Below are 11,824 nucleotides of genomic sequence, written 5' to 3'. Positions count from 1 at the left end.
TTTCATGGCGAGACGAATTGTGCACCAGCTGGTCGACGATATCGATGGCAGCGTCCTGGAGGTCGGCGAAGGCGAGACCGTGCATTTCTCGCTCAACGGGGCGGCTTACGAGATCGACCTCAATGCCGAGCACGCGGAAGAATTGCGAAACGCGCTCGAGCCCTATATCTCCGCCGGTCGACGCGCCGGCTCCGCCGGAACTGCGCGTTCGTCGAACAGCGCACGCTCAGCGTCGCCTCGGAAGCGACCGGCGCGCAATCCCGAAGTCGCCGCGATCCGTGCGTGGGCGAACGAGAACGGTTACAGCCTCTCCGAACGCGGCCGCATTCCCGCACCGGTTCTCGAGGCGTACCGCGCCGCTCACTGAGAGAGACGTCGGAGCGGAGGAGGGTCGCTACCCTTTGTCCTTCGGCAGCCATGCCTCGTCGCGCAGGGTGATCTCCTCGGTCATGTCGGCGAGGAATCGGATCACGACGTCACGCTCGTCCGGCGTCAGTCTCGCTGCGGCGTAGAACCGCTTCGCCTGCTGCCGCCCCACCGTCTCCATGGCCGCATGCCGGGTCTCGGGCGTGATCGTGATCGCGAGCGCTCGTCGGTCCGTGGGGTGCGGTGCACGCTGGATGTGTCCGCCGCGCTCCAATCGGTCGAGGAGCTTCGTCGTGGCCGCCGTCGAGACACCGAGGTGGCCGGCGATGCCGCTCGGCGTGGCGACCAGCTCGCGGTTCGCGCACACGATCAGGTAGTGCAAGGCGCGCATGTCGGTCTCGTTCAGCTGCATATAGCGACGCGAAGCCTGGGACAGGCGCTGCTCGGCGTCCCTGAGATTGCCGAGCGCCTCCATGAGCCGCGCGATCTGCCGCAGGTCTTCCGGAGGCACCCCTGTGCGATCGATGAGCATGCTGCGCGGGTCGCTGGACTCGACGTCATAGATGGCGGCGTGGCTCAGCCCGTCCGCCGTCGCATGCGCGCCCGTGGCCGGGGTGGTGCCGCGCGCGCTGTCCATGCGATCATGTTACACACGAACAGTTTCATGCTAAGTTGATTACTCACTTGGTTAGCTAAACGACGAGAGGACGCCATGGACGACGTGACGCTCCTCGCCGAAGACGGGACCGCCGTCGGCGTCCTGCCGAAGAGCGAGGTCCACACCACTGACACTCCCCTCCACCTGGCGTTCTCCTGCTACGTTCTCGATCGGAGCGGAAGGCTGCTCGTCACCCGTCGCGCCCTGTCCAAGCTCACCTGGCCTGGCGTCTGGACCAACAGCTTCTGCGGACACCCGCGCCCCGGCGAGGAGATGCTGGACGCGGTTCGACGACGCGCTGTCGACGAACTGGGCCTGCGGCTGGACACCGTGCGCCTCGCGCTGCCCGACTACCGATACCGGGCCGTCGACGCGAGCGGCATCGTGGAGAACGAGATCTGTCCGGTGCACGTCGCGTTCGTCGACGCGGAACCGACCGCCGACCCGGACGAGGTGTCCGAGTGGGCGTGGGTCGAGATCGCGCCGTTCATCGACGCCGTCGCCGCCGCACCCTTCGCTTTCAGCCCGTGGCTGGTGGAGCAGCTTCCCCTGCTGCGCCGGCTCGGTCAGGTCTGACCCATGTCCGGCACGGTGACGGTCGAAGACCTCGGAACACGGATCGAGGAGGTTCTGCGCCACCGGTTCACCGAGCGCGCCACGGCGGCAGAGCGCTACGGAGCGGAGTTCGTGGCCTTGTGGAAGACGGCCGCAGAGCATGCGACCGGCGGCAAGCTCCTTCGCCCGAGGCTGTTCATGGACCTCCTCCGCGCCCTGACGCCGGCGGGACTCACGGAGGCCGAGACGCACCGTGCGATCGGCATCGCGGTCGACGTCGAACTCCTTCACTTCGCCTTCCTGCTCCATGACGACGTCATCGACGGCGACCTCTTCCGCCGGCGCCGCCCGAACCTCATCGGAGCACTCGCGCAACGGCACGCCCCCGATCCCGCCGAGTCGGTCCTGCACTGGGCCCGCTCCAGCGCCATCCTGCTCGGAGATCTGCTGCTGGCGTCCGCCACCCTCGGATTCGCGCGCGCCGACGCGAGCCCCGACACCCGTCGGCGGCTGCTGGCACTGCTGGAGCAGACCATCTTCGAGACCGTCGCCGGCGAGCACACCGATGTCGCCCTGAGCGACGGCGTGGTCACTCCCGACCTGCGGACCATCCTCGCCACGAGCGCCTACAAGACGGCGACGTACTCTTTCGTGCTCCCCCTGCGCGCGGCCGCCGTGCTCGCAGAAGCCGCACCTGCCGCGGAAGAGCGCCTCACCGAGATCGGGCGCCATCTCGGACTCGCGTACCAGTTGCAGGACGACCTGCTCTCGGTGTTCGGCGACGCGGAGGCACACGGCAAGGACCCCTTCTCGGATCTCCGCGAGGGCAAGGAGACAGCGATCATCGCCTACGCCAGGATGACGGGGCACTGGCCCAGCATCGAACTCCGCTTCGGCACACCGGAGCTCAGTGAGCCGGACGCCGCCGATATGCGCGATCGGCTGCGTGAGTGCGGTGCCGAGGACTTCGTCCGCGGCCTCGTGCAGGAACAACTGACCGCCGCATCGACCGTGCTCGCCGAGGCCGAGACCGAAGGAACTCTGTCGACCACCGCCGCACGGACCATCCTCCGGCTCGCCTCTCGCATCGAGGGCCGCAGCGAATGACCGCCACCCCTTCCGGCGGCCCCGACAGGGCTGCCCTGCAGCGCTTCAGCAGGACGGCGGAGATCGCCACGACCGACGTCATCCGCACGTACTCGACGTCGTTCGGCCTGGCCACGCGCCTTCTCGGCCGCCGCCACCGCCAGCACGTCCGCAACATCTACGCGATGGTGCGCATCGCCGACGAGATCGTCGACGGTGTGGCGGCAGAAGCCGGTCTCGATGCCTCAGCCCAATCGGCGGCGCTCGACTCGTACGTCGCCGAGACGCACCGCTCGATGCACACCGGCTACAGCAGCGACCTCATCCTCCACGCGTTCGCCCTGACGGCTCGCGAGTGTGGCATCGGAGAGGATCTGACCGGTCCGTTCTTCGCGTCGATGCGTGCCGACATCGCCGCGGACTCCGGCTTCGCCGCATACGATGCCGATGCGCACGCGTCGTACGTGCACGGCTCGGCGGAGGTGGTCGGCCTCATGTGTCTCCAGGTGTTCCTGCGCGACGCCGAGCGCACGCCGGAGCAGCTCGCGACGCTCCGGCACGGCGCCCGACAGCTCGGGGCGGCGTTCCAGAACGTGAACTTCCTCCGCGATCTCGCCGACGACACCGACCGCCTGCGCCGGGGGTACCTGGGCGGAGCGGAGCGGCTGACGGACGCCTCGCGCGACGCCTGGGTCGAGACGATCACGAAGCAGCTGGCCGACGCGCGCGCCGCCATCCCGCTGCTGCCGAAGGACGCCCGTGCGGCGGTGCGCAGCGCACTGGCCCTGTTCGCGGCTCTGACCCGTCGCGTCGCGCGCACGCCTGTCGAGGTGCTGTACCGCCGGCGCGTCCGCGTTCCCGACCCGCTCAAGGCCGCGCTCGCCTCCCGCGCACTCATCATCACCGCCGCGGAGCGCGACCGATGAGCCGCGTCGTGGTGATCGGAGCGGGCGTCGCCGGCCTCGCGACGGCCGGACTCCTCGCCAAGGACGGCCACGAGGTGGTCGTCCTGGAGAAGAACGATCGGGTCGGCGGACGGGCCGGCACGATCGAGCGCGATGGATTCCGGTTCGACTCCGGCCCGTCGTGGTACCTGATGCCCGAGGTCTTCGATCACTTCTTCGCGATGATGGGTACCTCGACCGCCGCACAGCTCGACCTCGTGCAGCTCGATCCGGGGTATCGGGTGTTCCGCTCCCCCGAGTCCGGCGACGACGCGGTGACCGTGCCCGCAGGTCGCGAGGCGGTCACCAGGCTGTTCGAGGCCCTCGAGCCGGGTTCCACCGGCGCACTCGACGCGTATCTCGACTCCGCGCAGGATGCAGGCACGATGGCGCAGAGGTACTTCCTCTACAACCCTTTCACCCGTATGCGCTCTCTCGCCGTTGCGGATGTGCTGCGCGCATTGCCGCGCCTGTCGGCACTGCTGGGCACGCGGCTTCAGGAGTTCGCGGCTCGCCGCTTCCGGCACCCGGTCATCCGTCAGATCCTCGGCTACCCCGCCGTCTTCCTCGGCACCGACCCGCGCACCGCACCGGCGATGTACCACTTGATGAGCGCGCTCGATCTCGATCAGGGCGTCAGCTACCCGCAGGGCGGCTTCTGGCACGTGGTGGAGCGGATCGAGGCACTCGCGCGCGACGCGGGCGCACGGATCGTGACCGGGGCCGACGTCACCGCGATCCGCACCGGAGATGTCGACGGCACCCCTGCGGCGACCGGTGTGGAGTGGCGCGACCGATCGGGCGGCCGGCATCTCGAAAGCGCCGACATCGTCGTCTCGGCCGCCGACCTGCATCACACCGAGACCGCTCTTCTGCCCCCCGCCCTGCAGTCGTACCCCGAATCATGGTGGGCACGGCGGACCAGCGGACCCGGTGGAGTGCTGGTGATGCTGGGGGTTCGCGGCCGCCTGCCGCAGCTCCCGCACCATTCGCTGTTCTTCACCGACGACTGGGATGCGAACTTCGACGCCATCTTCGGCGCGTCCCCATCCGTCCCCTCCCCTGCGTCGATCTACGTCTGCCGGCCGAGCGCCACCGATCCTGAGGTGGCCCCGGTCGGCCACGAGAACCTGTTCGTCCTGATCCCTGTGCCCGCGGACGTCGAGCTCGGCGGAGGAGGTGCCGAGGGCTGCGGCTCTGCCGCGATCGAGAAGACCGCCGATGCCGCGATCGCGCAGATCGCGGAGTGGGCGGGCATCCCCGACCTCGGCGAACGGATCGTGGTGCGGGAGACGAGGGGACCCGCGGACTTCCGCGACGACTACCGCTCCTGGCGCGGCGGGATGCTCGGCCCCGCGCACATCCTGTCGCAGAGCGCGATGTTCCGCGCGCAGAACGCCTCTCGCCGGGTGCACGGCCTGTACTACGCCGGGAGCACGACCGCGCCGGGTGTGGGTGTGCCGATGTGCCTGATCAGCGCCGAGATCGTGCTGAAGAGGGTGCGCGGCGATCACTCCCCCGGTCCCCTCGAAGAACCCGCGAAGGTCGACGCGGCGGCGGAGCGCTGATGGGTGCGATCTACCTCACGGCCCTGCTGCTCTCGCTCGGCTGCATGCTGTTGCTCGACTGGCGGTTCCGTCTGTTCTTCTGGCGCGACGCCGTGACGGCCGGAGTCGTGACAGCCGTGGGGGTCGTCTTCTTCCTGCTGTGGGACGTCGCGGGCATCACGAGCGGGATCTTCTTCCGCGGCGAGGGCGTGATCGCCTCCGGCATCCTGCTCGCGCCCGAACTCCCCATCGAGGAACCGGTGTTCCTTGCGTTCCTCGTGGTGTGCACGATGGTCCTCTACACGGGCGCCGCCCGCCTCCTCGAGCGCCGTCGCGCTCGATCGGTCGAGACAGGAGGGGGACGATGACGTATCTCGCCCTGTCGGCCGCGTTCCTGGCCGTCGCCGCGCTCGGCGGCGCCCTCGCAGCGATCGGCACTCGGCGGCGCCCGGATGCCGCGGCGCTGGGCCTCACCGCCCTCGCTCTGCTGCTGCTCACGGCCGTCTTCGACACCGCGATGATCGCGTCGGGGCTGTTCCACTACTCGCCGGACCACCTCGCCGGTGTGCACATCGGGCTGGCCCCGATCGAGGACTTCGCCTATCCGGTCGCCGCCGTGCTTCTGCTCCCGGCGCTGTGGACGGCTCTGCGTTCCCGCCGCACGCGCCGCGACGAAACGCTCCGCACCGAGGAGGGTTCCGCATGAGCGGGCCGACGTCCGGGCGCCAGGGACTCGGCGGCGACCTCGCGCAGATCCTGCTCTCCTCGCGCCCGATCAGTTGGATCAACACGGCCTTCCCGTTCGCGGCCGCCTACCTCCTCAGCACGCGCGAGGTCGACCTCACGCTCGTGATCGGCGCCGTGTACTTCCTCATCCCCTACAACCTCGCGATGTACGGGATCAACGACGTGTTCGACTACGCCTCCGATCTGGCCAACCCGCGCAAGGGCGGCATCGAGGGCGCGCTCCTGTCGCCGCGCATCCATCGTGCGACGCTCTGGGCGGCAGCGCTGACGAACATCCCCTTCCTCGTCTACCTCGTGGTCGTGGGGAACCCGGCATCATGGATATGGCTCGCCGTGAGCGTCTTCGCCGTGATCGCGTACTCCGCACCGGTGCTGCGGTTCAAGGAGCGACCGTTCCTGGACTCGCTCACCTCGAGCACGCACTTCGTGAGCCCCGCGGTCGTCGGTCTCGCGCTGGCCGGAGCCCCCGTCACGGCCGCGACGGCGCTGACGCTCGGCGCCTTCTTCCTCTGGGGCATGGCCGCGCACGCGTTCGGGGCTGTGCAGGACATCGGGCCGGACCGCGAGGCGGGGATCTCCTCGATCGCGACGGTCATCGGTGCCCGCGCGACCGTGCGCCTCTCGCTGGGCCTGTGGACCGTCGCCGGAGTGGCCATGCTGCTGACGCCCTGGCCCGGTCCGCTCGCCGCGGTCCTGGCCGTGCCCTACCTGGTCAACGCCGCCCCGTGGTGGAACGTCACGGATGAGACGTCCGCGTCGACCAACCGCGCGTGGCGGCGCTTCATCGCCCTGAACTACGTCGCCGGCTTCCTCGCGACGATGATCCTCATCCTCGCGTGGGTCTCCTGACCGCGCACACCCGACCCCTGGAAGGAACCCCGATGTCCCGCCCCGATCTGCCGCCGACCCCGCCGACCAGGGAACGCTCGCGACGCCACTCCTGGGTGCGCGTGCTGATCCCCGTGGCGCTGATCCTCGTGTGGCTGGTCGGAGCGTCGCTCGGCGGGCCGCTGTTCGGCAAGGTCGACGAGGTCTCCTCGAACGATCAGACCACCTATCTGCCCGAGTCCGCGGATGCGACCAAGGTGCAGGCGCTGCTCGGCGAGTTCAACGACAGCGACGCGATCCCCGCGATCGCCGTGTTCACGTCCGACGAGGAGCTCACGTCGTCCGAGCTCGACGCGATCTCGGACGCCGTCGCCGGCGCCCCCGAGGTCGAGGGTGTGGCAGACGACGTCTCGCCGGCCCTGCCTTCGGAGGACGGACGCGCCGTCCAGGCCTTCATCCCGATCGACGGCGATGCCGAGCTCGCGGATGCGATCGCGACCCTCGGTGACGAGCTGCGCAGCGCCGTTCCCGACGGCGTGACCGTGTACATCACCGGACCGGCGGGATTCAGCGCCGATCTGGTCGCGGGCTTCGCCGGCATCGACGGACTCCTCCTCGGCGTCGCGCTTCTGGCGGTCCTCGTCATCCTCGTGCTCGTGTACCGCTCCTTCCTCCTTCCCCTCGTGGTGCTCTCCACGAGCCTGTTCGCCCTCTGCGTCGCTCTCCTCGTGGTGTGGTGGCTCGCGAAGTTCGAGGTGCTGCTGCTCAGCGGCCAGACCCAGGGCATCCTGTTCATCCTCGTGATCGGCGCCGCGACGGACTACGCGCTGCTCCTCGTCGCCCGGTTCCGAGAGGAGCTGCGCATCGCACAGGACAAGGGCACGGCGCTCATGGCGGCATGGAAGGGCTCGGTCGAACCCATCGTCGCCTCCGGGGGGACGGTGATCGCCGGGCTGCTGTGCCTGCTTCTCAGCGACCTCAAGTCGAACAGCACCCTGGGACCGGTCGCGGCCATCGGGATCGTGTTCGCGATGCTCTCCGCCCTCACCCTGCTGCCCTCGCTGCTGCTGCTCTTCGGTCGCGCGGTGTTCTGGCCGCGCCGCCCGCACTTCGAGCCCGAGGTCGTCGCCGCCGAGCACGGCATGCGTTCGACGGGGCTCTGGGCGCGACTGGCCGGGCTCATCAAGCGTCGCCCCCGGGTGATCTGGATCCTCACGACCATCGTCCTGCTGGTGGGCGCTGCCGGCATCACCCAGCTCCGCGCCGACGGCGTGCCGCAGTCCGACCTGGTGCTGGGAGCTTCCGAAGCCCGTGACGGCCAGGTGGCGCTCGGCGAGCACTTCCCCGGCGGCTCCGGCAGCCCCGTCTACGTGATCGTCGACGAGGATCGGCTGCAGGATGCCGCCGACGTGCTGCTCGCGAACGACGGCGTCGATGGCGTCGCGGTCACGGCCGCCGACTCCCCCAGCGGAACGGCACCGGTGACCGAGGACGGGATCGGTGCGGTCGGCGCACCGGGCACGCCGGCACCCGAGCCGACCACGGTCGACGGCGACGTGCTCTTGCAGGGAACGCTGACCGACGCCGCGGATTCGGAGGAGGCGGCATCGACCGTCCGTGAACTCCGTGGCGAACTCGACGGCATCGACGCGCTCGTCGGCGGGGTGACCGCGACCTCGGTGGACACGAACGACGCCTCGATCCACGACCGCAACCTCATCATCCCCGTGATCCTCCTGGTCATCATGCTGATCCTGATGCTGCTGCTGCGCTCGATCCTGGCGCCGGTGCTGCTCATCCTGACGACGGTGCTCTCGTTCGGGACAGCGATGGGTGTCGCTGCCCTCGTCTTCAACGGCGTCTTCGCGTTCACCGGCGCCGATCCCGCCGTGCCTCTCTTCGGGTTCGTGTTCCTCGTCGCGCTCGGCATCGACTACAACATCTTCCTGATGACGCGGGTGCGGGAGGAGTCGAAGGCACACGGCACGCGCGAGGGGATCCTCCGCGGACTGTCGATCACGGGGGGCGTGATCACGTCGGCCGGTCTCGTCCTCGCGGCGACGTTCGCCGCCCTGTCGGTGATCCCGATCCTGTTCCTCGTGCAGCTCGCGTTCATCGTCGCGTTCGGCGTGCTGCTGGACACGTTCGTCGTCCGCTCGCTGCTGGTGCCCGCCCTGACGTACGACATCGGCAAGGCGATCTGGTGGCCGTCGAAGCTGTGGTGGCGCGGCGAGGAATGACGTCGGCGATCGGCGTCACGCGGAACTGACCGCACGGGAGTGCCCTCGACAGGATTCGAACCTGCGACCTGCCCTTTAGGAGAGGGCTGCTCTATCCTGCTGAGCTACGAGGGCGCGCGCCCCAGTCTACGGGACCGGAACGCGCGCCCTCGGCACCACCGACTATGCCGCCAGCGCCAGGTACGGCTCCCACCGCGGGTCGCTGCGCTCGGTGCCGCGCACGGTCCACGCGGTGCCGTGCGGCGGCCGCGGGGTGAACCGCAGCTGCCAGCGCATCTCCTGCGGAGTGCGGTTGCTCTTGACGTTGTTGCAGCGGAGGCAGCACGCGACGAGGTTCTCCCATGAGTCCGCTCCGCCCCGTGAGCGCGGCAGGACGTGATCGATCGTGGATGCCGCCTTGCCGCAATATCCGCAGCGGTGATTGTCACGACGAAGCACTCCCCGCCTCGTCACGGGGACCCGTCTGCTGCTCGGCACTCGGACATATCGGGCGAGGATGATGACGGCCGGACGATCGTAGACGCCATGGGTGCCCCAGACGGGGTCTTCCTCCACGCGTTCGATCACGGTCGCCTTGTCGTTCATCACGAGCACCAGGGCTCTCTTGAACGACACGATCGCGAGCGGCTCGTATCCGGCATTCAGGACCAGTGTGCGCATTCGTCATCCTCTCGATCCGCCGGGACGGCTTCCCGGCACTCTCGACTCACACGAGGCCGTGCACGAGGGAGAACGATCGCGAGGGACGAAAAAAGGCGCCGTCTAGAGACAGCGCCTTTCGCGCACGGCAACGCCGTGGCTTCCCTGCGGGCAATGCAGAAGGACGTGACGACCGAGGGCATCCATGGTTCGGATGGTCGGTATTCGCTCCATCAGCCTCTCCCACCTGTACGACAACGGGATCAGGCTAACCCATCCAGCTGCATGCGGGACGAAACGGCGGGTGAATGGAGGAAGGCGTGTCCGGTGCTCAGCCCGCGTTGACCGACAGCCAGGACATCGGTTCGACGAGTCCGCCGTTGATCCAGACCTCGAAGTGGAGGTGGTTCGCGGTCGAACGACCGGTGCTGCCGACATAGCCGATGAGCTGTCCTGCCGCGACGGTCTGGCCGACCTGCACCTGGCGGGAGCCGTAGAGCATGTGTCCGTAGGTCGTCTGGACGCGCTGTCCGCCGATGACGCTGTCGAGCATCACGCAGACGCCGTAGCCGCCGATGCTCTCCGCGGAGGCACGGACGACGCCGGCTGCGGCGGCGTAGATCGGGGTACCGGCCGGAGCGAGCATGTCGGCACCGTTGTGGCCCCCGCCGATGGTGCGGCTGACATTCCAGGAGCCCATGGGCAGCGGATAGCGCACCTCTCCGGAACCGGGAGAGGTGAGTGCGTAGCCGGCGGAGTTGAACTGCGCCGATGCCGTGGACGCGGCGGCCGCACGAGCAGCCGCGGCTTCCTCCGCCTTCTTCTTCGCGATCTCCTCCGGCGTCGTGGCGCTGAAGGTTCCGCGGCTCAGCGGCGCCGCCGTGGCCTGCGAAGCGACGACGAGCGACTGCGCGTCGACCGCGGCCAGCTGCTGCAGTGTCGTGGTCGCGGCCTCGGTCGGCTTGGGCGAAGCGAACGCAGGGAGGGCGATTCCGGCGACGAGTGCACCGACGGCCCCGAAGATGGCGATGGAGCGGAGCGGCTTGACGGCCTTGCGAGCATTCACCCGCGCGCCGGTGCGACGGGCTGGTACTCGGTCTTCAGATGTCTTCTTCGCGGGCGGTTCGATGTCTGCGGCCAAAACGTGGTCCTCCTGGGCCTTCGCGCGTTCGGGTTGCGCTGGCTCGTCGGCACTCTGCTCTCGTGGCACGAATGTATCTCGGGTACTTTGTGCATTCCTGCCGTGAAGACGACGAGCCTGGAAGGCGGATCTTCGCGGTGTGTCGCCCGCGGGCTTCTTCGCTGACGACTCGACCGAGGTTACCGGAAGATAACGATCATGTCACCCCAGGAACCTGACAATCCTCGGAGAGGCGTCTCGGGAGCGGGTGCGACGCATCGCCCTGCTCCGGAAACGAGGGTGTGATCAGGCCGGTTCGCCCACCAGGAAGATGTGCGACGCGAGCTCGACCGGGAGCTCGAGGCCGTCTTCCTTGCCGTCCATCTGGATCAGGACGTACCCCTCGCTGAAGCGGAAATCGCCGTGCGCGCCGGGCACCACTCCTGCATCGCGCAGCTGTTCGAGCAGCTCGGGGTCGACCTGAGCCGGCTCGGCGAGACGACGCACCGTCCCCTCGACCGGTTCACCCGCCGCGTTCAATCGCTGCACGAGACCGATGACGCCCTCGTCGAACGTGCGCGCCGGCAGATCGCCGAGCTGGTCGAGGCCGGGGATCGGGTTGCCGTAGGGCGACTCCGTCGGGTGCCCGAGCAGTTCGACGAGGCGACGCTCGACCTGCTCGCTCATCACGTGCTCCCAGCGGCAGGCCTCTTCGTGCACGAAGGCCCAGTCGAGGCCGATCACGTCGGAGAGCAGACGCTCGGCGAGTCGGTGCTTGCGCATCACGTCGACGGCCTTGCGGCGACCGGCATCGGTGAGCTCGAGGGTTCGGTCCTCCGACACCACGACGAGACCGTCGCGCTCCATCCGCCCCACGGTCTGCGAGACCGTCGGGCCGGAGTGTCCGAGGCGCTCGGAGATGCGCGCGCGCAGCGGCACGATGTTCTCCTCCTCGAGTTCGAGGATGGTGCGGAGGTACATCTCCGTGGTGTCGATCAGATCGGTCATGTGCAGGCCCTCCGAGGTTCTTAGGCAAGCCTACATTCCCGGGCGGACATCGGCCCCGCCGCGCGTCGGGCGACATGACGGGAGCA

General features: G+C 68.9%; 13 protein-coding genes and 1 tRNA gene. 9 read left to right on the top strand and 5 right to left on the bottom strand.

Annotation, left to right across the window (positions count from 1 at the left end; genetic code table 11):
* Nucleotides 1-4 precede the first annotated feature (4 nt).
* Nucleotides 5-367, top strand: coding sequence for an Lsr2 family protein (locus AB0E56_RS08730; RefSeq protein ID WP_359798217.1), 363 nt, complete (start codon nt 5-7; stop codon nt 365-367).
* A 27-nt stretch (nt 368-394) separates the two neighbouring features.
* Here the strand turns inward: AB0E56_RS08730 and AB0E56_RS08725 are convergent, their stop codons facing one another.
* On the bottom strand, nt 395-1,003 hold the full coding sequence (locus tag AB0E56_RS08725) for a MarR family transcriptional regulator (RefSeq protein ID WP_359798216.1): 609 nt from the start codon (nt 1,001-1,003) through the stop codon (nt 395-397).
* A gap of 75 nt (nt 1,004-1,078) precedes the next feature.
* Here AB0E56_RS08725 and idi point away from each other — a divergent pair, with 75 nt between their 5' ends.
* From idi to AB0E56_RS08685, 8 genes are read left to right on the top strand one after another with little or no spacing between them, the layout of a single operon-like run.
* Nucleotides 1,079-1,600, top strand: coding sequence for an isopentenyl-diphosphate Delta-isomerase (idi, locus tag AB0E56_RS08720; protein ID WP_359798215.1), 522 nt, complete (start codon nt 1,079-1,081; stop codon nt 1,598-1,600).
* A gap of 3 nt (nt 1,601-1,603) precedes the next feature.
* Nucleotides 1,604-2,686: a polyprenyl synthetase family protein gene (locus AB0E56_RS08715; protein WP_359798213.1), complete on the top strand. Its 1,083-nt coding sequence runs from the start codon at nt 1,604-1,606 to the stop codon at nt 2,684-2,686.
* Entirely contained in the window at nt 2,683-3,591 is a 909-nt protein-coding gene (locus tag AB0E56_RS08710) for a squalene/phytoene synthase family protein (RefSeq protein ID WP_359798212.1), read from the top strand. Before AB0E56_RS08715 ends, AB0E56_RS08710 begins: the two co-directional genes overlap by 4 nt.
* Nucleotides 3,588-5,177: a phytoene desaturase family protein gene (crtI, locus tag AB0E56_RS08705; RefSeq protein ID WP_359798210.1), complete on the top strand. Its 1,590-nt coding sequence runs from the start codon at nt 3,588-3,590 to the stop codon at nt 5,175-5,177. The genes AB0E56_RS08710 and crtI overlap by 4 nt, the downstream gene beginning before the upstream one ends.
* Nucleotides 5,177-5,524, top strand: a complete 348-nt coding sequence (locus AB0E56_RS08700) for a lycopene cyclase domain-containing protein (RefSeq protein WP_359798209.1) — start codon at nt 5,177-5,179, stop codon at nt 5,522-5,524. Before crtI ends, AB0E56_RS08700 begins: the two co-directional genes overlap by 1 nt.
* Entirely contained in the window at nt 5,521-5,862 is a 342-nt protein-coding gene (locus tag AB0E56_RS08695; RefSeq protein ID WP_359798208.1) for a lycopene cyclase domain-containing protein, read from the top strand. Before AB0E56_RS08700 ends, AB0E56_RS08695 begins: the two co-directional genes overlap by 4 nt.
* Nucleotides 5,859-6,752 (top strand): prenyltransferase, encoded by an 894-nt coding sequence (locus AB0E56_RS08690; protein WP_359798206.1) that lies wholly within the window; start codon nt 5,859-5,861, stop codon nt 6,750-6,752. The genes AB0E56_RS08695 and AB0E56_RS08690 overlap by 4 nt, the downstream gene beginning before the upstream one ends.
* A gap of 32 nt (nt 6,753-6,784) precedes the next feature.
* A complete protein-coding gene (locus AB0E56_RS08685; protein WP_359798205.1) occupies nt 6,785-8,971 on the top strand; it encodes an MMPL family transporter in 2,187 nt (728 codons plus the stop codon).
* A gap of 40 nt (nt 8,972-9,011) precedes the next feature.
* Here the strand turns inward: AB0E56_RS08685 and AB0E56_RS08680 are convergent.
* The 4 genes from AB0E56_RS08680 to AB0E56_RS08665 all read right to left on the bottom strand — a co-directional run bounded on the left by AB0E56_RS08680 (nt 9,012) and on the right by AB0E56_RS08665 (nt 11,738).
* Nucleotides 9,012-9,085 (bottom strand) — tRNA-Arg (locus tag AB0E56_RS08680).
* 48 nt (nt 9,086-9,133) lie between these two features.
* The gene (locus AB0E56_RS08675) at nt 9,134-9,631 is read right to left on the bottom strand and encodes an HNH endonuclease (RefSeq protein WP_220173530.1); all 498 of its coding nucleotides are present in this window, start codon (nt 9,629-9,631) and stop codon (nt 9,134-9,136) included.
* 310 nt (nt 9,632-9,941) lie between these two features.
* Nucleotides 9,942-10,676: a M23 family metallopeptidase gene (locus tag AB0E56_RS08670; RefSeq protein ID WP_359798203.1), complete on the bottom strand. Its 735-nt coding sequence runs from the start codon at nt 10,674-10,676 to the stop codon at nt 9,942-9,944.
* Between the two features lie 360 nt (nt 10,677-11,036).
* Nucleotides 11,037-11,738, bottom strand: coding sequence for a metal-dependent transcriptional regulator (locus AB0E56_RS08665; RefSeq protein WP_183150566.1), 702 nt, complete (start codon nt 11,736-11,738; stop codon nt 11,037-11,039).
* Nucleotides 11,739-11,824 lie beyond the last annotated feature (86 nt).

It is taken from the genome of Microbacterium sp. NPDC028030 (genome assembly GCF_040637855.1).
Classification (GTDB): Bacteria; Actinomycetota; Actinomycetes; order Actinomycetales; family Microbacteriaceae; genus Microbacterium.
This window is presented reverse-complemented; position numbering and strand designations above follow the sequence as displayed.